Annotated in this window: 16 protein-coding genes; 12 read left to right on the top strand and 4 right to left on the bottom strand. The window is 51.1% G+C overall.

All coding sequences use genetic code 11. From position 1 onward, the window contains the following. Positions 1–9 precede the first annotated feature (9 nt). The gene (setB, locus tag D8682_RS23105) at positions 10–1,191 is read right to left on the bottom strand and encodes a sugar efflux transporter SetB (protein WP_064544979.1); all 1,182 of its coding nucleotides are present in this window, start codon (positions 1,189–1,191) and stop codon (positions 10–12) included. A gap of 370 nt (positions 1,192–1,561) precedes the next feature. Between setB and fruB the strand changes: the two genes are divergently transcribed. From fruB to fruA, 3 genes are read left to right on the top strand one after another with little or no spacing between them, the layout of a single operon-like run. Next, positions 1,562–2,695, top strand: coding sequence for a fused PTS fructose transporter subunit IIA/HPr protein (gene fruB, locus D8682_RS23110; protein ID WP_064544982.1), 1,134 nt, complete (start codon positions 1,562–1,564; stop codon positions 2,693–2,695). Beyond that, positions 2,692–3,630 carry a 1-phosphofructokinase gene (fruK, locus tag D8682_RS23115; protein ID WP_064544984.1) on the top strand — a complete coding sequence of 313 codons (939 nt, stop codon included), beginning with the start codon at positions 2,692–2,694 and terminating at the stop codon, positions 3,628–3,630. The genes fruB and fruK overlap by 4 nt, the downstream gene beginning before the upstream one ends. Before the next feature lie 16 nt (positions 3,631–3,646). Continuing rightward, entirely contained in the window at positions 3,647–5,338 is a 1,692-nt protein-coding gene (fruA, locus tag D8682_RS23120; protein ID WP_064544986.1) for a PTS fructose transporter subunit IIBC, read from the top strand. Between the two features lie 52 nt (positions 5,339–5,390). Here fruA and nfo read toward each other — a convergent pair whose 3' ends face one another. Both nfo and D8682_RS23130 read right to left on the bottom strand, forming a co-directional pair. After that, complete coding sequence (gene nfo / locus D8682_RS23125; RefSeq protein WP_064545109.1) at positions 5,391–6,248, bottom strand: deoxyribonuclease IV; 858 nt, start codon at positions 6,246–6,248, stop codon at positions 5,391–5,393. Positions 6,249–6,314: 66 nt separating this feature from the next. Next, positions 6,315–7,364: a YeiH family protein gene (locus D8682_RS23130; protein ID WP_121815216.1), complete on the bottom strand. Its 1,050-nt coding sequence runs from the start codon at positions 7,362–7,364 to the stop codon at positions 6,315–6,317. 104 nt (positions 7,365–7,468) lie between these two features. Between D8682_RS23130 and yieE the strand changes: the two genes are divergently transcribed. The 4 genes from yieE to cirA all read left to right on the top strand — a co-directional run bounded on the left by yieE (position 7,469) and on the right by cirA (position 13,762). Next, positions 7,469–8,335 carry a DNA-binding transcriptional regulator YeiE gene (gene yieE / locus D8682_RS23135; protein ID WP_064544990.1) on the top strand — a complete coding sequence of 289 codons (867 nt, stop codon included), beginning with the start codon at positions 7,469–7,471 and terminating at the stop codon, positions 8,333–8,335. A gap of 176 nt (positions 8,336–8,511) precedes the next feature. Next, complete coding sequence (locus D8682_RS23140; protein ID WP_121815762.1) at positions 8,512–9,621, top strand: SDR family oxidoreductase; 1,110 nt, start codon at positions 8,512–8,514, stop codon at positions 9,619–9,621. Between the two features lie 205 nt (positions 9,622–9,826). Beyond that, on the top strand, positions 9,827–11,296 hold the full coding sequence (locus D8682_RS23145; RefSeq protein WP_064544994.1) for an amino acid permease: 1,470 nt from the start codon (positions 9,827–9,829) through the stop codon (positions 11,294–11,296). Positions 11,297–11,791: 495 nt separating this feature from the next. Continuing rightward, a complete protein-coding gene (cirA, locus tag D8682_RS23155; protein ID WP_121815217.1) occupies positions 11,792–13,762 on the top strand; it encodes a catecholate siderophore receptor CirA in 1,971 nt (656 codons plus the stop codon). A gap of 470 nt (positions 13,763–14,232) precedes the next feature. On the opposite strand, the gene fghA is transcribed toward cirA, so the two are convergent. Further along, the gene (gene fghA / locus D8682_RS23160) at positions 14,233–15,063 is read right to left on the bottom strand and encodes an S-formylglutathione hydrolase (RefSeq protein WP_121815218.1); all 831 of its coding nucleotides are present in this window, start codon (positions 15,061–15,063) and stop codon (positions 14,233–14,235) included. Positions 15,064–15,169: 106 nt separating this feature from the next. Between fghA and D8682_RS23165 the strand changes: the two genes are divergently transcribed. The 5 genes from D8682_RS23165 to mglB all read left to right on the top strand — a co-directional run bounded on the left by D8682_RS23165 (position 15,170) and on the right by mglB (position 20,720). Next, on the top strand, positions 15,170–16,294 hold the full coding sequence (locus D8682_RS23165) for a YbfB/YjiJ family MFS transporter (RefSeq protein ID WP_121815763.1): 1,125 nt from the start codon (positions 15,170–15,172) through the stop codon (positions 16,292–16,294). Positions 16,295–16,410: 116 nt separating this feature from the next. After that, positions 16,411–17,076, top strand: a complete 666-nt coding sequence (gene folE, locus D8682_RS23170) for a GTP cyclohydrolase I FolE (protein ID WP_064545000.1) — start codon at positions 16,411–16,413, stop codon at positions 17,074–17,076. A 19-nt stretch (positions 17,077–17,095) separates the two neighbouring features. After that, positions 17,096–18,253 carry a DUF418 domain-containing protein YeiB gene (gene yeiB / locus D8682_RS23175; protein WP_064545002.1) on the top strand — a complete coding sequence of 386 codons (1,158 nt, stop codon included), beginning with the start codon at positions 17,096–17,098 and terminating at the stop codon, positions 18,251–18,253. Between the two features lie 155 nt (positions 18,254–18,408). Then, positions 18,409–19,431 (top strand): HTH-type transcriptional regulator GalS, encoded by a 1,023-nt coding sequence (gene galS / locus D8682_RS23180; protein ID WP_064545004.1) that lies wholly within the window; start codon positions 18,409–18,411, stop codon positions 19,429–19,431. 290 nt (positions 19,432–19,721) lie between these two features. After that, on the top strand, positions 19,722–20,720 hold the full coding sequence (gene mglB, locus D8682_RS23185) for a galactose/glucose ABC transporter substrate-binding protein MglB (RefSeq protein WP_064545006.1): 999 nt from the start codon (positions 19,722–19,724) through the stop codon (positions 20,718–20,720). The last annotated feature ends 68 nt before the right edge of the window (positions 20,721–20,788 follow it).

The following is a 20,788-nucleotide window of genomic DNA, read 5'->3' on the forward strand; positions in this document are numbered from 1 at the left end:
GCGAGCAGGCTAAATGTCTTTGATGCGTACCATGCACCAGGCTGTGATGCCAATCATGCCCAGCGCGATATAAAACACGGTGTGGTAGTTCCAGATTTCAGCTACCACACCGGCCATCGACCCGGCAATAATCCAGCCGACACGCGTGGTATTGGTATACAGCGTGGTTGCAGCTCCTGCCTGGCCTGGCATTAAATCCTGAAAATAGAGCATGCCGATACCCGCCAAAATGCCGATGAAAATCGCGTTCAGCAGCTGCAAAGCCAGCAGCATAAATTCGTTATGCAGCGTTAGCATACCAATGTAAAACAGCAGTCCTGCAACGCCTGCAATACGCATCAGGAAGCGCTTACCGAAGCGTTTGGCGTAGTAACCGGCAATCAGCATCGTTGGGATCTCAAGCCCGGCGGCTGTCCCCATCATCACACCCGCTAATTTCTCCGGCAGATGTAATTCATGAATGATGTAAAGCGGCATATTAATGATGTACAGGCTGTTACAGCCCCACATCATGGTGCAAGCAACAAACAGCAGTAAGGCGTCACGACGGTTACGGCGGGGGGCTTCAAGCGTGGTGGTTTTCACTGCCAATTCTTTACGCATCGACGGTAACAGCATTCGCACCATCACACTGCACACCACAAACGCCAGTGCGGCACTGAGATACATCGCGGTAAAGCCAAACCCAAGAGCCAGTGCATAAGCGATTGGCGGGCCAATAACCCAGGCGAGCGATACCTGCGCACGCAAAATAGAGCTGAACATCACGGCCTCGCGACCAGTGCGGTCTGCATGTTCGCGCGCCAGGGCAAACATTTGTGGGTTCGCGGTAGAGCCAAAGCTACTGAGGAAAACCCCGACAAACAGCAACACGAAATAGTTACGGTTCCAGGCAAACAGCACGCAGGCTAAAGCGCCCAATAAACAGCAAACAAAAATGAGCGATTTACGATCGCCTTTGCGATCGGAGCGGCCAGCAAGAAACTGGCTGACCAAAATACCGATAACCGCGCTGCCGGTAAAAAAGAAACCTACCATCGCCGGACGGACATGAACTTCTTCAGTCAGAAACAGGCTCAGAGTCGGGGTTTGTAATGCACCCGCAATTCCGGTCAAAAAAGCTACAATCAAAAAGGCAGAAGAAGTGATATCAAGGGGCTTGCGGGTTGCTGCTATCGGGGAGTTTTGCATGCTCTCAGTGTCGCTTATCAATGAACGCGCGGAGTTTACGCGCCTTGTCAGGAAATAAACAGTTGTTCAAATCAAAAGCAGCCCGAAAAGTTAAAACGCTGTTCCTGTTTAGGTTCAGCAAAAGCTGAAGTTTCTACATTGAGTGCTGAACGTACCGTGTCGTTGTTTGTAATTGCCGCGACTATCGCGGTAAAAATGTGCGTAACCTCTAAATTTCGGCAACGAAATCACAACATGACTTGCCTGAATCGCGGGGAATCTTCACACTCCTTGAAACGTTTCAGCGTCGTCTTATTTTGTATCAGGAGTGGGATGGCGCATTTTTTCTCATTGCAGCTGAATCGTTTCAATTCAGCAGGAGAGGAGAACCATGTTCCAGTTATCTGTGCAAGACATACATCCCGGTGCTAGTGCCGGAAATAAAGAAGAAGCGATACGTCAGGTTGCCGCAGCACTTGCGCAAGCTGGCAATGTCAGCATTGGCTACGTTGAAGGTATGCTGGCTCGCGAGCTGCAAACCTCTACTTATCTGGGTAACGGTATTGCCATTCCGCACGGCACCACTGATACCCGCGATTTAGTATTGAAAACCGGCGTTCAGGTGTTCCAGTTCCCACAAGGGATCGAGTGGGGCGAAGGCCAGACTGCTTATGTCGCTATTGGTATCGCCGCCAGCTCTGATGAGCACCTCGGTTTACTGCGTCAGCTGACACATGTATTAAGCGATGACGAGGTAGCTGAACAACTTAAAAACGCCACTTCAGCAGAAGAACTTCGCGCTTTGCTGATGGGCGAAAAACAGTCTGCATCTTTACTGTTCGATAACTCATTACTGGCGCTGGATGTCACCGCAACCGACTTGATGACTCTGCAAGCATTAAATGCCGGGCGCATCAAACAGGCTGGTGCGGCAAACACCGAATTTGTTAGCCATGTTATTTCCAGCAAACCCCTTTATTTAGGCCAGGGCATCTGGCTGAACGACAGCACAGAAGGCAATCTTGCCAGCGCTGTCGCTATCAGCCGTCCTGCAGCTGTATTTGAAACTGAAGGCCAGCCGGTATCGCTTTTGATGACGGTGGCTGTGGCCGACGATCAACCCTTACAGGTCCTTAACCGCCTGAGCGACATGCTGATCAACAACACGGCTGACCGCTTGCTGAACGCAGATGCGCCAGAGTTGCTGACGCTGCTGACCAGTGACGCAGCGCCTGCACAAAATAGCCTGAGCGCCGAATTCCAGATTCGCAATGAACACGGTTTACATGCTCGCCCGGGCACCGTGCTGGTGAACACCATTAAACAATTTAACAGTGAGATAACCGTGACCAACCTTGATGGCACCGGCAAGCCTGCCAATGGCCGCAGCCTGATGAAAGTTGTGGCGCTTGGCGTGAAGAAAGGCCATCACTTGCGCTTTACCGCACAAGGTGATGATGCTGAACAAGCGCTGAAAGCGATTGGTGAAGCAGTCGCAGCCGGTCTTGGCGAGGGGGCAGCATGAGTCGTCGCGTCGCAACAATTACTCTGAACCCGGCATACGATCTTGTCGGTTACACCCCGGAAGTTGAACGTGGTGAAGTTAACCTGGTACGTACCACTGGCCTGCACGCTGCGGGTAAAGGCATCAACGTTGCTAAGGTTCTGAAAGATCTGGGCATCGACGTTACCGTTGGCGGCTTCCTGGGTAAAGACAACCAGGATGGTTTTCAGCAATTGTTCAGCGAACTGGGCATTGCTAACCGTTTTCAGGTGGTGCAGGGCCGTACCCGTATCAACGTTAAGCTAACCGAGAAGGACGGTGAAGTTACCGATTTCAACTTCTCTGGTTTTGAAGTCACGCAGTCGGATTGGGATCGCTTTGTTGCGGATTCCCTGAGCTGGCTTGGTCAGTTCGACATGGTCTGCGTCAGTGGCAGCTTACCCGCAGGTGTTTCTCCAGAAGCCTTCACCGACTGGATGACCCGTCTGCGCAGCCAGTGTCCGTGCATTATTTTCGATAGTAGCCGCGAAGCATTAGTCGCCGGTCTGAAAGCGGCACCATGGCTGGTGAAACCGAACCGCCGTGAACTGGAAATCTGGGCAGGTCGTAAACTTCCGGATATGAAAGATGTGATTGATGCTGCCCACGCGCTGCGTGAACAGGGGATTGCTCATGTGGTGATTTCTCTGGGTGCTGAAGGCGCACTTTGGGTTAATGCATCCGGTGAATGGATAGCGAAACCACCAAGTTGTGAAGTCGTCAGCACTGTAGGTGCCGGGGATTCCATGGTCGGTGGGCTGATCTACGGCCTGTTAATGCGTGAATCCAGTGAACATACCTTACGCCTGGCGACGGCAGTTGCGGCACTGGCGGTAAGTCAGAGCAACGTCGGTATTACCGATCGTACTCAACTGGCGGCCATGATGGCTCGTGTTGATCTGAAACCTTTTAACTGACAGCAGGAGAGGAACAATGAAAACGCTGCTGATTATCGAACCTGGTCTTGGACAGGCTCGCGCTTACCTCGCTAAAACGCTGTTGGGTTCCGCAGCTCAGAAGGCGCGTCTACAGATTATCGACAACCCGAACGATGCCGAAATGGCGATTGTGGTAGGTAATGCCATTCCTGCTGATAGCTCGCTGAACGGCAAAAAGGTATATCTGGGTGATATTGACCGTGCAGTTCAGCACCCGGAACTGTTTTTAGGTGAAGCGAAAGACAAAGCCAAACCTTACACGGCACCGGTAAACGCAGCACCTGTGGCTTTGGCTAAAGGGCCGAAACGTGTGGTTGCCATAACCGCTTGCCCAACGGGCGTCGCGCATACCTTTATGGCTGCTGAAGCCATTGAAACCGAAGCGAAAAAACGCGGCTGGTGGGTAAAGGTTGAAACTCGCGGTTCGGTTGGTGCGGGTAATGCGATTACGCCAGAAGAAGTCGCGCAAGCGGATTTGGTGATTGTTGCGGCAGACATCGAAGTGGATCTGGCTAAGTTTGCCGGAAAACCGATGTACCGCACCTCAACCGGTTTGGCGCTGAAGAAAACCGCGCAGGAGCTGGATAAAGCCGTTGCTGAAGCGACACCTTATGAAGCGGTTGGGCAAAGCAACACTGCCGCCAAAGAAGGCAAGAAAGAGTCAGCGGGCGCTTATCGCCACTTGTTGACCGGTGTGTCATTCATGTTGCCGATGGTGGTCGCGGGCGGTTTGTGTATCGCGCTGTCATTTGCTTTCGGTATCGAAGCGTTTAAAGAGCCGGGTACGCTGGCGGCGGCACTGATGCAAATCGGTGGCGGTTCAGCCTTTGCGTTGATGGTTCCTGTTCTGGCGGGCTACATCGCGTTTTCTATCGCTGACCGTCCAGGCCTGACGCCAGGTCTTATCGGCGGTATGTTAGCGGTTAGTACTGGTTCAGGTTTTATCGGCGGTATTATTGCGGGCTTCCTCGCAGGTTACATTGCGAAGCTGATCAGCACTAAGCTGAAACTGCCAACCAGTATGGAAGCGCTGAAACCGATCCTCATCATTCCATTGTTCTCAAGCCTGATCGTGGGTCTGGCGATGATTTATCTGATCGGTACGCCGGTTGCGAAAATCCTCGAGGGTCTGACTCACTGGCTGCAAACCATGGGCACGGCGAATGCGGTTCTGTTGGGCGCAATCCTTGGCGGTATGATGTGTACTGACATGGGCGGGCCGGTAAATAAAGCGGCTTACGCCTTTGGCGTCGGCTTGCTCAGCACTCAAACGTACGCACCAATGGCGGCGATTATGGCTGCTGGCATGGTGCCACCGTTAGCGATGGGCCTGGCAACATTTGTTGCGCGTCGTAAATTCGACAAAGCACAACAAGAAGGCGGCAAAGCGGCGATGGTTCTCGGCCTGTGCTTTATCACCGAAGGGGCTATCCCGTTCGCGGCTCGTGATCCAATGCGTGTTCTGCCGTGCTGTATCATTGGTGGTGCAGTGACAGGTGCGATTTCCATGGCGGTGGGTGCCAAACTGATGGCGCCACATGGCGGTCTGTTTGTGTTGCTGATTCCTGGCGCGATTACACCGGTTGTCGGTTACCTGATTGCGATTGTGGCAGGTACCTTGCTGGCAGGGTTGTCTTACGCCTTCCTCAAACGCTCAGAAACTGAATTAGCGGTTAAAGCGGCGTAATACACTTTACTGATTTCAAGCTCCCGGTTTCCACCGGGAGCTTTTTTTTTGCTTATGCAGCAGCTTCTTGATGCTGTTGTGCTTTCAGCCACGCAATCTCTTCGGCCCATATATCCGGGTTCGTGGTTTCCAGAATCAACGGAATTCCGTCAAAGCGGTTATCACGCATGATCCAGCTAAACGGCGTGTGGCCAATATTGCCTTCGCCGAGGCTGTTATGACGGTCAACACGGCTAGCGAAGGCACTTTTCGCGTCATTCAGGTGCATGCCGCGCAAGTATTTGAAGCCAACAATACGCTCGAATTCAGCGAAGGTTTTTTCACAATCAGCTTCAGTACGCAGGTCATATCCCGCAGCAAAGGCGTGGCAGGTATCGATACACACGCCAACGCGTGATTTATCTTCTACGCCATCAATAATCGCCGCCAGATGTTCAAAGCGGAAGCCAAGGTTGCTACCCTGGCCTGCTGTATTTTCAATCACCGCCGTCACGCCTTTGGTTTTATCCAGCGCAATGTTAATCGACTGCGCGATACGCGCCAGACACTCTTCTTCAGGGATTTGCATCAGGTGGCTGCCCGGATGGAAGTTCAATAGTGACAGGCCCAACTGCATGCAGCGTTCCAGCTCATCAATAAAGGCTTCACGGGATTTTTCCAGCGCTTCTTCAACGGGGTGACCGAGGTTAATCAGGTAGCTATCGTGGGGGAGGATTTGGCCTGGACCGTAATGGTACTTTTCACAGGCACGTTTGAAATTGCTGATAACTTCTTCGGTCAGCGGCGCGGCACGCCACTGACGTTGGTTTTTGGTGAACAGGGCAAAAGCAGTGGCTTCAAGCTCATGTGCGCGAATCGCGGCATTTTCCAGACCACCAGAGGCACTAACGTGTGCGCCAATAAACTTCATCATTCTTTCTCCTGTCAAAACCCGCTACCGGGAAAGCGATAATGATAGCGGGTTAGGCAGGAAATATCAGGACATAAAATGATGCACGCCGAGGTTAATCGCGCCACCCCCAACGATGAGCCAGATAAACAGCACCAGGGCCATCAACAGCGGGCGCACACCGGCTTTTTTCAGCGCGCTGAAGTGGGTGGTCAAACCCAACGCGGCCATTGCCATGGCTAACATGAAAGTATCCAGTGTTATCAAGGCATTGACAGCCCATGTTGGCAGCAGGTGTAGCGAGTTAAACATCGCGACGACAATAAACAGCACTGCAAACCATGGGATAGTAATTTTACTTTTCTGCGCCTGACCTGCCGGAGCCAACTGCTTAACGCGAGCGGCCAGGAAAATCAGGAACGGAGCCAGCATCATCACGCGCAGCATTTTCGCAATTACCGCAGCATTTTCAGTCTCAGGGCTGATGGCATGACCCGCCGCCACCACTTGCGCCACTTCGTGCATGGTCGAACCGGTATAAATCCCGAAGGTTTCCGGTGTAAACCAGTGCGTCACATACGGATAAATCATCGGATAAATAAAGATTGCCAGCGTGCCGAAAATCACCACCGTCGCTACAGCTACCGTAACTTTACTGGCTTCAGCTTTAACTACCGGTTCGGTTGCCAGAATCGCTGCGGCACCACAAATACTGCTACCGGCACCAATTAACCAACTGGTTTGTTTATCCAGACCAAACACTTTCTGACCTAACCAACAGGCGAGGGCAAAGGTGCTGCTTAATGTCAGCACATCGATAATCACACCGCTGACCCCGACATCGGCTATTTGCGAAAACGTCAGTCGAAAGCCATAAAGAATGATGCCGAGGCGCAACAGATGTTGTTTGGCAAACAGCACGCCACCATCACAGTGTTGCCAGATTTTTGGGTACAGCGTATTGCCAATGACCATCCCGCATAAAATGGCGAGAGTTAGTGCTCCAAGGCCAAGGCCAGCAACGGAAGGAATGTTACCCAACCACAGTGCCAGCGCAGTAATTGCGCCTGCAAGCGCAAGACCTGGCAGGAAATGCCACAATGAATGACGATGAGTGGGAATTGATAACGTAGCCATAACCTTCTCCTTAGTGTTGGCAAAAGTGTATGGCTTGCTGGCTTAAAAATAAAATTGATTATATATTTATAACCAATCTGAATAAGTGTTAAGGCGCAATCACGATGCACATCACTCTGCGGCAACTCGAAGTTTTTGCCGAAGTCCTCAAAAGCGGTTCTACCACCCAGGCTTCACAGATGCTGTCGCTGTCGCAGTCGGCAGTAAGTGCTGCGCTGTCCGATCTCGAAGGGCAATTGGGTGTGCAGCTATTTGATCGTGTTGGTAAACGTTTGGTGGTCAACGAACATGGTCGTTTGCTGTATCCGCGCGTCGTGGGCTTGCTGGAACAGGCAACGGAAGTCGAACAGTTATTTAAAGAAGATAACGGCGCGATTCGCGTTTATGCCAGTAGCACCATCGGCAACTATATTCTGCCGGAAATGATTGCCCACTATCGCCGTGATTTCCCGGCGCTACCGTTGGAAATGAACGTCGGTAATAGCCAGGATGTGATTAACGCAGTGGCAGATTTCCGTGTCGATATTGGCCTGATAGAGGGGCCGAGCCATATGACGGATCTGGTCACCGAGCCCTGGCTTGAAGATGAGCTGGTGGTGTTTGCGCCGCCGAGTGCACCTTTCTTGCAACAGCCGATCACCCTGGATAGCCTGGCGGAACAGCCGTGGATCCTGCGCGAGAAAGGCTCCGGTACGCGTGAAATCGTTGATTACCTGTTGTTATCGCATTTGCCGCAATTCCAGCTTTGTATGGAATTAGGCAATTCAGAAGCGATTAAACACGCCGTGCGTCATGGCCTGGGCATTAGCTGCCTGTCACGTCGGGTGATTGAAGAACAGTTGGCCGCGGGATCGCTGGTGGAAGTGCCTGTGCCGTTACCACGCCTGGTGCGGACGCTGTATCGTATTCACCATCGCCAGAAGCATATATCCAACGCCTTACAGCGTTTTTTGAAATATTGCGATGAGTAAGATGGGTTTATATAAATATAAATCAATACACCGTAATTAAACGAAAGTTAATTAATGGAGTCAGTGCAGTGTAAAATACGATTAACCGTAAATCTATTTTATATTGCTGCGTTTATTGATTCGCTGTTTATAAAGCGCCACATAGTATGGCGTTTTTAAATTCAGAGTATTTCAATATGAGCAAACTACTGATTACCGGCGCAACAGGCTTTCTGGGCGGCGCTGTACTGGCGCGGGCGCTATCAGATTCATCTTTTGAATCCATTCTGCTACTGGTTAGAGCAAACACGGCTGGTGAAGGTGTCGCTCGTGTCAGAAATAACCTGGCTAATTTTGGGTGTAACGAAACACTACTCGCTAAAATTAATGAAAAAAATATATTGCTGGGTGACCTGGCTTATTCCGAAGACTTTTTGAATGATGAAAGACTTTCCTCGGTGACTCATGTTATTAACTCCGCTGCCGTCGCTTCATTTGGTGATAACGCATTAATCTGGAAAGTGAATGTTGAAGGCACACTAAAATTCGTTAAACGCATGGCTGATGTTTCTGGTTTAGTGCGCTTTGTGCATGTGGGAACTGCTATGTCTTGCGTGCCTGAAGCGGGAACCCTGGTCACTGAGAGCATGACACGTAAGCCTGAAGAAGAGCATTTGGTGCAATACACCTGGTCTAAATCCACCATCGAACAATTAATCGTCGAACAATGCCCGCAGCTCCCGCTGGTGATTGCACGTCCGTCGATTGTGGTCGGCCACAGTGAAGAAGGGTGTCGTCCATCCAGCAGTATTTTCTGGGTATTCCGTATGGCTCTGATGCTTGGGAAATTCATGTGCGCGATGGAAGATAAGATTGATGTGATTCCGGTGGATTACTGCGCTGAAGCTTTGTTGTTATTAACTCAACATATTGAACTCACTGACAAGGTTTACCATATTTCTGCCGGGGATACGGGAAGTACCCGATTTGTTGAAATTGACCGCGCTATGGCAGCTGCATTAGATCAGAACCCTATTTATGCGACTTATCAGCAAGTAGATTATAGCGAGCTTGTCAAAAATCGTAGAGAATTCAAAACTATTTATGGGCCATGTAACGAGCGTCTTATGCTAAGAGCGATGCGTTTATACGGTGAATTCTCGATGTTAAATGTGCGTTTCTCGAATAAAAAACTGCTGGATTTAGGCATGTCGCTGCCGCCGCGCTTCGTTGACTACATTAATCGCTGTGTCGACACCACCCGCGATTTCAGTATCCCTGAATTAATGAAGGTTGATTTTAAATAAAATAACCCGCCAAACCGCATGGGGAATGGATTCCCGCGTAGCACGACAGCCTGGCTCACGCCCTCTTTTCATCTACTATCATAAGTGCGTTACTTATAATTCTTCTCCGATCATGAAGCTCTCTTATAACTTCGTATTTCTACTACATGTATAGGGCTGGTTTGCTACAATCGCGCCTCATTTTTTGGAAGGACCGCAATTTTCTATGGTTTCTCAAGATCAAACAACACAAGCGCCTGGCTTACGACGTGAGCTAAAAGCGCGCCACTTAACGATGATCGCCATTGGCGGATCCATCGGTACCGGGCTATTTGTTGCCTCTGGTGCAACCATTTCTCAGGCGGGTCCTGGCGGCGCGCTGTTGTCCTACATGCTGATTGGTCTGATGGTGTACTTCCTGATGACAAGCCTGGGCGAGCTTGCGGCATACATGCCGGTTTCTGGTTCATTTGCCACCTACGGGCAGCAATACGTTGAAGAAGGCTTCGGCTTCGCGCTGGGCTGGAACTACTGGTACAACTGGGCAGTCACTATCGCGGTTGACCTGGTCGCCTCACAATTGGTGATGAACTACTGGTTCCCGGACACCCCAGGCTGGATCTGGAGTGCGTTGTTCCTCGGCATCATGTTCCTGCTCAACTACATCTCTGTTAAAGGCTTTGGCGAAGCAGAATACTGGTTCTCACTGATTAAAGTGACGACGGTTATCATCTTTATCATTGTCGGCGTGATGATGATTCTTGGCATCTTCAAAGGTGCACAACCTGCGGGGTGGAGCAACTGGGCGGTAGGCGATGCGCCATTTGCGGGTGGGTTCTCCGCCATGATTGGTGTGGCGATGATCGTCGGCTTCTCCTTCCAGGGGACTGAGCTTATCGGTGTTGCTGCGGGTGAATCTGAAGATCCAGGTAAGAACATTCCACGCGCTGTGCGTCAGGTGTTCTGGCGTATCCTGCTGTTCTATGTGTTCGCGATTCTGATTATCAGCCTGATCATTCCTTATACCGATCCGAGCCTGCTGCGTAACGATGTGAAAGACATCGGCGTTAGCCCGTTCACTCTGGTATTTGAACATGCAGGTCTGCTCTCTGCTGCGGCAGTGATGAACGCCGTTATCCTGACTGCAGTACTGTCAGCGGGTAACTCCGGGATGTACGCATCGACTCGTATGCTTTACACCCTGGCATGTGATGGCAAAGCGCCACGTATTTTCTCTAAGCTGTCCGCTGGTGGTGTGCCGCGTAATGCGTTGTATGCAACCACGGTTGTGGCGGGCTTGTGCTTCCTGACATCAATGTATGGCAACCAGACCGTGTACCTGTGGCTGCTGAACACATCCGGTATGACTGGCTTTATCGCCTGGTTAGGTATCGCGATCAGCCACTACCGTTTCCGTCGTGGTTATGTGAAGCAAGGGCTGGATCTCAACGACCTGCCGTACGTTTCTGGCTTCTTCCCTGTCGGGCCTATCTTTGCCTTCGCCCTGTGTCTGATTATCACACTGGGCCAGAACTACGAAGCGTTCCTGGCCGATAAGATTGACTGGGCTGGGGTGACAGCGACCTATATCGGTATCCCGCTGTTCCTGGCAATTTGGTTCGGCTACAAAATTACCAAAGGGTCTCGTTTTGTGAAATACAGCGAAATGACATTCCCAAAAACGTTTAAGAAGTAATAAATTTCGAACCGACAATATTACAAGGTTCGTTAATAAAAAAAGGGCAACGATATATTCGTTGCCCTTTTTTATTTATCAAGAAAGCCCTTTTTTACCCTGATTATCTATTGGATATTCCTTCGCCGTATCGCCGTTTCTTGGGTGTCAGGCGGCAATATGCAGCCGCAATTGCTCGATAAACACTATCTGCGTAAGCACGGTAAAAGCGCCTATTACGGTCAATAAATAGCGGTCAATAATTCACTTCACAATGGCGGATGACACTTCGTTTATCCGCCCTACAAACCCCGTTCCTGCCGTTACAACTGCACTCGATACCTTACAAAATTTAACAATTTGATTGATAACCATTCTCGTTTAATTTATGGTGTCGCCACGCTTTACCCCGGCTGGATGTCGGTGAGTAAGGTTCGACGTCGTTTGCCAATGTAGCGGGCGACGCACCAAGGAATGTGAGCCTTTTAGCTTGTAATTCACCTCATGGAGAAAGGAATGTTAAGGTTGAATCCCATCGTCCGGGGAGGACTCTGCGCGTCAATAATCACCGCTGCGTTTCCGGTAATTGCCGAACAACGTGAAGACACGATGGTGGTGACTGCGTCTGCCACCGAGCAAAACCTCAAAGATGCCCCAGCCAGTATTAGCGTTATTACTCAAGAAGATCTGAAGAAAAAGCCTATCCAGAACCTGAAAGATGTTTTGCAGGAAGTCCCAGGTGTGCAACTGACTAATGAAGGGGATAACCGCCAGGGCGTCAGTATTCGTGGTCTGGACAGTAGCTACACGTTGATTTTGGTTGATGGTAAGCGGGTGAACTCGCGTAATGCCGTCTTCCGTCATAACGATTTTGACCTGAACTGGATCCCGGTTGACGCCATTGAACGTATCGAAGTGGTGCGTGGGCCGATGTCTTCACTTTACGGTTCCGATGCGTTAGGCGGCGTGGTCAACATTATTACACGCAAAGTGGGCAAGGCCTGGCACGGCACCGTGACGGCAGATACCACCATTCAGGAAAATCGCGATCGCGGGGATTCTTATAACAGCAACTTCTTTACCAGCGGCCCCATCATCGACAACCTGCTCGGCGTCAAAGTTTACGGCAACCTTGGCAAGCGCGAAAAAGACAAACAAGAATCTTCCAGCACCAGTACTACGGGTGAAACGCCGCGCATTGAAGGCTATACCACGCGCAGCGGCAGTGCGGAATTTGCCCTGACGCCAACCGAAAACCAGGACATGAGCTTTGGTTATGGTTTTGACCGCCAGGACCGTGATTCTGACTCGCTGAATAAAAACCGTATGGAGCGCCAGGATTACTCGATTTCCCATAACGGGCGTTGGGATTACGGCAATACCGAACTGCGTTTTTATGGCGATAAAATCGATAACCTCAATCCAGGCAACAGTTCACCTATCACCTCGCGCAACAACAGCCTCGATGGCAAACTGGTGCTGCCTTTGGGCGACATCAACCAATTACTGACCTTTGGCGGCGAATGGCGTCACGATAAATTAACTGACCCAGTTAACCTCACCGGCAGTAACAGCAGCGAAACCTCTGCCAGCCAGTACGCCTTGTTCCTGGAAGATGAATGGCGGATTTTCGAACCGCTGGCGTTGACCACCGGCGTGCGTATGGACGACCACGAAACTTACGGCGATCACTGGAGCCCGCGTGCCTATCTGGTGTATAGCGCGACCGATACCATCACCATGAAAGGCGGCTGGGCAACGGCATTTAAAGCGCCATCGTTGCTGCAACTGAGTCCCGACTGGACCAGCAACTCTTGCCGTGGCTCTTGTAAGATTGTCGGCAGCCCCGATCTGAAACCAGAAACCAGTGAAAGCTTCGAATTCGGTCTGTATTACGCAGGCGATGAAGGTCTACTGGATGGTGTGTCTGGCAGTATCACCACCTTCCAGAACAACCTCGACGACATGATTGATATTGACCGCACGCAGAACCGTGCACTGGCGCCGTCGTATCCAAACTTTGTTGGTTTTGACAGCGCGGGTCGGCCAATTTTCAAATATTACAACGTTAACAAAGCGCGTGTTCGTGGCGTAGAAACTGAGGTGAAAGTGCCATTCAACGATCAATGGAAATTGACGCTGAATTACACCTATAACGATGGGCGAGATTTGAGTGGCGGTGACAATAAGCCGCTGGCTTCACTGCCATTCCATACCGCCAACGGCACGGTGGATTGGTTGCCGCTCGATGACTGGTCGTTCTATGTTTCTGCGAACTACACCGGCGAGCAGCGTGCCACGACTGATGGCGCACCAACACCTGGCGGTTATGTGGTGTGGAATACCGGTGCGGCATGGAAGGCGACGAAAGACATCAAATTGCGCGCGGGTGTGCTGAACCTCGGCGATAAAGATTTGAGCCGCGACGATTACAGTTATAACGAAGATGGTCGTCGTTACTTTATGGCGGTGGATTACACGTTCTGATTTTCCCCCCTCGCCCTGGCAATCTTGTCAGGGTGAGATCTGTAAGCCTCGCTGATTTTCCGTTCACTCGTGCGTTCAGTTATCTCTGTGATTCCCGCAAACGGTGAACGAATCAAGGGGTTAACGCCAACCCCTTGATAATCCAGGCGCACGGCAAATCAATCGCCGCAAGCGGTAAACACCGTTTTTCACCCAACATTCGGGGTCGTTCGCGACTCGTTCCCGACGATCGCTCTCTCACGTGGTTCCCGACCACGTGACCCCGACTGAAGGGTAAAAAACGGCGCGATTGAAGCCGGGAACAAAGTCAAAACCGCCTTGGCTTTTGACTTTGACCTTGAATTTCGGGTCCGGCTTAAATCGCCCCTCAAAGTTGTGACTAAGAGACAGCCCTGAGGGAGAGGGGATAGCCCAGTTTTCTCCCTCTCCTGTGGGAGAGGGTCGGGGTGAGGGCAAACTAAATCAAACAGTTACCCCAAATGCTCCGCGTGGAACCGCAAATGGTCTTCCACAAACGAAGCAATAAAGTAATAACTATGGTCGTAACCTGGCTGTACACGCAGAGTTAACGGCCAGTTTTTCTGCCGCGCCACTTCAGCAAACTGCGCGGGTTGTAGTTGATCTGCTAAGAACTGATCGGCATCCCCTTGATCGATAAGCACCGGAATCGCCTGCGCGCTATCGGCCTGCATCAATAAACAGCAGCTATCCCATTCGCGCCATTTCTCTTCGTCTGCACCTAAATAAGCCGCAAACGCTTTTTTCCCCCACGGGACGCGCGTTGGATTCACAATCGGCGCAAATGCAGAAACCGAACAATAACGACCAGGGTTTTTCAACGCGATGCTCAGTGCGCCGTGGCCGCCCATCGAATGGCCGAAAATAGAGGCCTTATCGCTGATGCTGAAATTATCGGCAATTAACGCGGGCAACTCGTGATTAATGTAGTCGTATATGCGGAAATGGTCAGCCCACGGCTGCTCTGTCGCGTTCAGGTAAAAACCTGCGCCCTGGCCGAGATCGTAACTTTCATTATTCGGCACATTTTCACCGCGCGGACTGGTGTCCGGCATCACCAGAACAATGCCCAGTTCAGAAGCGACACGTTGTGCGCCCGCTTTAGTGGTGAAGTTTTCGTCGTTACAGGTCAGGCCTGACAGCCAGTACAGAACGGGTGGGGGAGTGGTGCGCGGAGTTGGCAGAAAAATACTGAACGTCATCGGGCATTTCAATACCGCGGAATCATGGCGCCAGCGCTGCTGCCAGCCTTCAAAACATCGGTGTTCTTCAAGCAGTTCCATATAAATGTCCTTAAATATATTCAATATCAATGAATAACTTTCACTTCACCCCAGTCTAGTCATGCGGCATCATGCTGGCAACGAAATCGTAACAATTGGGGGCGATGTGGCACTTCGTATCGCGTTGACGGGATTTCTGGTGTTGGTGGTGGCAATGGGCATTGGCCGCTTTGCCTTTACGCCACAAGTCCCGCTGATGATAGCGGAAGGGCAACTTACCTTAACCAGTGCGGGTTTGGTAGCCGCGATTAACTATCTCGGCTATCTGATTGGCGCGTGGGATGCCATGCGCGCGCACCGGCGTGTCGAATTCCGTTTGATGCTCGGTGTTTGGGGGGCGGTGGTTTTGACGCTGTTATCCGCCACCGTCGATTCCGCATTGTGGCACGCGCTGATTCGCTTCCTGATTGGCTGTGCCAGTGGCTGGGCAATGGTGTTAATTGCCGCCTGGAGCAACGAGCAACTGGCGCGTTTAGGCAAGCCCGGTTTAAGCGCTGCGGTATTTGCCGGTCCTGGTGCCGGGATATTTATCAGCGGTTTGCTGGCGGTGGCGATCCACAGTTATGGTTTATCCGCAGCTCACGGCTGGTTGGTTTATGGCGTTCTGGCGTTGTTATTGATCTTATTAATCGCCCGCAACTTACCACGCAAAGGGGAGTTACATCGCCCGGAAACGGCACCCGAACCGCTGGTTTTAACCGCGCCGCTCAAACGGCTGCTGTTGAGCTACAGCCTCGCCGGATTTGGCTATATTCTGCCCGCGACGTTTTTATCGCAAATGGCTAGCGCACGTTTTCCTGGTAGCGCATTCGCGCAATTCGTCTGGCCGATATTTGGCGGTGCGGCGGTATGCGGTATTTTGCTGGGTATTGCCACACGATTTTGGCTGCAAACCCATCAACGCTTAGCGCTGGTCCTTTGGTTGCAGGCGCTTGGAGTATTCGCCTCAGATATCATTCCCGGTATTAGCGGGCTGGTTCTGGGGGCGTTGTTAGTGGGCGGCGGGTTCTTATGTGCGGTGCAATTGTCATTACAATATGGCCGTGAACTGGCACCGCAACATACCCGTTATATGGCGGGATTACTGACCAGCGGATACGCGATGGGGCAGTTGGTTGGGCCAATGTTATCGGCAACCTCGACTTCGCTAACCGGGCAACTGGAGCCAGCTTTATATGTCGCAGGGTTGGCATTGTTGGTTGGTGGCGGTTTAGTTTGGCGAAGGTTTTGACGATTTCATTAATTATCGTTCGCACTACTGGATTATGCGACCGTGCTCACGCACAATAAGCGCACACTTTGCCCCATGTAGGGCCGAGGTCAGCCACACCTGCAGGAGAAAATAGTATGCCATCATTAAGTCCAGAAGCCGCATTGGTTCACGAAGCATTAGTTGCACGCGGCCTGGAAACCCCGCTGCGTCCGCAATTGCGTGAACTTGATAACGAAACCCGCAAACGTCAGATTGCCGAGCATATGACGGAAATCATGCAGTTGCTGAATCTTGATTTGAGCGACGACAGCTTGATGGAAACGCCGCATCGCATCGCCAAAATGTATGTCGATGAGATTTTCTCCGGCCTCGATTATGCCAACTTCCCAAAAATCACCGTCATCGAAAATAAGATGAAGGTCGATGAAATGGTCACCGTGCGCAACATCACGCTCACCAGTACCTGTGAACACCATTTCGTGACTATCGACGGTAAAGCGACAGTTTCATATCTGCCAAAAGACACCGTCATTGGCCTGTCAAAAATTAACCGCATTGTGCAATTCTTTGCCCAGCGCCCGCAGGTTCAGGAACGCTTAACTCAGCAAATCCTGATTGCCCTGCAAACGCTGCTTGGCACCAACAATGTGGCGGTATCTATTGATGCGGTCCATTATTGTGTGAAAGCGCGTGGTGTGCAGGATGCAACCAGTGCCACGACGACCACGTCGTTAGGCGGCTTGTTCAAATCCAGCCAGAATACCCGTCAGGAATTTCTGCGCGCTGTGCGTCATAACTAACATTTATCAGGCAGGGTGTATGGAGAGAAACGGTACGCTGGATTTTGTCCGTGGCGTCGCTATTCTCGGCATTCTGCTGCTTAATATCGTGGCCTTCGGTTTGCCGAAGGCGGCGTATCTGAACCCTGCCTGGTCCGGTGCTATTACTGACCGCGAGGCCTGGACATGGGCCATTCTTGATCTCTTTGCCCAGGTCAAATTCCTCACCTTATTCGCTTTATTATTTGGCGCTGGCTTGCAGATGTTGTTACATCGCGGCAAACGCTGGATTCAGTCACGTCTGACGTTATTAGTCTTGTTGGGTTTCATGCACGCTATCTTGTTATGGGATGGCGATATTTTGCTGGCTTATGGTTTAGTCGGCCTGGTGTGCTGGCGCTTGATTCGCGACGCGCCGGGGATTCGCTCACTGTTTAATACCGGGGTAATTCTCTATCTCACCGGCATTGGGGTATTGCTGTTGCTGGGCTTTATCTCTGGTGATGCGCCGAACCGTTCCTGGGTGCCGGATGCGGCCAACCTGCAGTATGAGCAATGGTGGAAATTGCAGGGCGGGAGCGAAGCTATCAGTAATCGCATTGACTTACTTTCCTCAAATTTAGTGGCGTTAGGCGCGCAGTACGGCTGGCAACTGGCTGGAATGATGCTGTTGGGCGCGTCATTAATGCGTAGCGGTTGGTTGCGTGGGGCGTTCAGTTTGCATCATTACCGCCGCACCGGCTGGTGGCTGATTATCGTCGGTATGTTAATCAACATTCCGGCTATTTATGCCCAGTGGCACCTTGGCTGGGGTTATCGCTGGTGTGCTTTCTTGCTGCAAGCCCCGCGTGAATTGAGTGCGCCGTTTCAAACTATCGGTTATGCCGCGCTGGCATTTGGCTACTGGCCGCAGCTTTCGCGTTGGCGACTGGTGAATGCTGTCGCGCATGTCGGGCGCATGGCGCTATCGAATTACTTGCTGCAAACGCTGATTTGCACCGCATTCTTCTTCCAGATGGGCGGTTATATGAAGTATGACCGCCTGTCGCTGCTGGCTTTCGTTCCCGCGGTCTGGGTCATCAACATTGTCTTTTCAATGCTATGGCTGCGTTTCTTCCGCCAGGGGCCAATTGAATGGCTATGGCGACAACTCACAGCACGTGCTGCTGGGGTTTCTCTGAAACATACAACAAGATAATGATATACATCACAAACGTTAACGATTTGTATGTAACCGTTTTCATCGATGTGATCATCCTCACGTAGTCATTCCCGCGTCGCTGCCAGAATAGCCACCTTGCCAAATACAGGGTGCATTCATGAGACTAACTCCTCTTTCGACTGGTGAAAAATATGATCACCATTCGTGACGTTGCCCGCATCGCTGGTGTCTCAGTGGCGACCGTTTCTCGTGTACTTAATAACAGCGCGCTGGTCAGTGCGGACACCCGTGAAAGCGTAATGCAGGCGGTGGCGCAGCTGGGTTATCGGCCAAACGCTAACGCCCAGGCTCTGGCAACTCAGGTCAGCGATACCATCGGCGTGGTGGTGATGGATGTGTCCGATCCGTTCTTTGGCGCGCTGGTGAAGGCCGTGGATGTTGTGGCACAGCAGCACAACAAATATGTGCTCATCGGCAACAGCTACCACCAGGAAGAAAAAGAGCGTCATGCCATTGAAGTGTTGATTCGTCAGCGCTGTAACGCATTGATTGTTCATGCTAAAGCTCTCGGCGATCAAGAATTAGCTGAGTTCCTCGATCAAATTCCCGGCATGGTGCTGGTTAACCGAATTGTGCCGGGCTACGAACACCGTTGCGTGGGGCTTGATAACGTCAGTGGTGCGTTGATGGCAACACGAATGCTGTTTAATCAAGGTCATCAACGCATTGGTTATCTGGCCTCCAGTCATGCGATTGAAGATAACGCACAACGCCGTGAAGGCTGGATGCGTGGCATGACAGAGCAGGGGATTACCCCGCCAGAAAGCTGGGTAGGCGTAGGTTCACCGGATATGCAGGGCGGCGAAGCGGCAATGGTGGAATTGCTTGGCCGCAATCTGCAACTCAGTGCGGTGTTTGCTTACAACGACAGCATGGCGGCCGGAGCGTTAACTGCCTTGAAAGATAACGGGATTGTCGTGCCGCATCATGTTTCAGTGATCGGTTTTGATGATATTCCCATCGCACGTTACACCGATCCGCAACTCACCACGGTGCGATACCCCATTGTTTCAATGGCGCGTCTGGCGACGGAACTGGCGCTACAAGGGGCGGCAGGAACGCTCGATATTGGTGCAACGCACTGTTTTATGCCGACTTTGGTGCGCCGTCATTCGGTGGCTCCACGGCAAATTGCGGCATCGATCACTCTCTGAATAAAGTCTTTGATGTAACCGGTTTCAATTTGTGAGTAAATTCACAGTTAATTAACATTGCGATGACTATGATGTCAGCGTTTTATCAGCTGAAACTATATGTAACGCTGACTCATCAGTTTGCGCATAGGTATTAAGCAAAAAAATCATCAATAAAAGCAGTTATGGATCGTTACCGAACACGGAAGAGTTTTTTACTATAGAAAATTTTCGGCATTCAGTAACATTTTTGTAACAGTGCTGCCTGCCTGAATACCTAATGTACTACCCTGCAAAAAACCGGAGATACCATGAATAAGAAGGTTTTGACCCTGTCCGCTGTTATGTCTTGCATGTTGTTTGGCGCAGCCGCTCATGCAGCTGATACCCGTATTGGTGTGACCATTTATAAATATGACGATAACTTCATGTCAGTGGTTCGCAAAGCAATTGAGAAAGACGCAAAAGCTTCTCCAGACGTAGAACTGCTGATGAACGACTCGCAAAACGACCAGTCCAAGCAGAACGATCAGATTGACGTACTGTTGGCAAAAGGCGTGAAAGCACTGGCAATCAACCTGGTTGACCCTGCTGCTGCGGGCACCGTTATCGAAAAAGCTCGCGGCCAGAACATTCCAATCGTGTTCTACAACAAAGAACCTTCTCGTAAAGCGCTGGATAGCTACGACAAAGCTTACTACGTGGGTACTGACTCTAAAGAGTCTGGCATCATCCAGGGCGACCTGATTGCTAAACATTGGGCAGCTAACCCGGCATGGGATCTGAACAAAGATGGTCAGGTTCAATTCGTTCTGCTCAAAGGCGAACCAGGCCACCCGGATGCTGAAGCTCGTACTACCTATGTTATTAAAGAGCTGAATACCAAAGGCCTGAAAACTCAACAGCTGCAGTTAGATACTGCAATGTGGGATACCGCTCAGGCAAAAGATAAGATGGACGCATGGTTGTCTGGCCCGAACGCTAACAAAATCGAAGTGGTTATTGCCAACAACGATGCGATGGCAATGGGTGCAGTTGAAGCGCTGAAAGCGCACAACAAATCTTCTATTCCAGTCTTTGGTGTTGATGCCCTGCCAGAAGCTCTGGCACTGGTTAAATCTGGCGCAATGGCCGGTACCGTTCTGAACGATGCCAACAACCAGGCTAAAGCAACCTTCGATCTGGCTAAAAACCTGGCCGATGGTAAGCCTGCCGCTGAAGGCACTAAGTGGAAGATTGAGAACAAAATCGTTCGTATCCCATACGTCGGTGTTGATCAGAGCAATCTGGCTGAATTTACTGGTAAATAAGTATCCTTCATACTTCGAGCCGCAGATGCGTTAACTGCACTCGCTCACCCCGGTCACTTACTTAAGTA

Origin of the sequence: Buttiauxella sp. 3AFRM03 (assembly GCF_003675305.1) — a bacterium.
GTDB lineage: Bacteria > Pseudomonadota > Gammaproteobacteria > Enterobacterales > Enterobacteriaceae > Buttiauxella > Buttiauxella ferragutiae.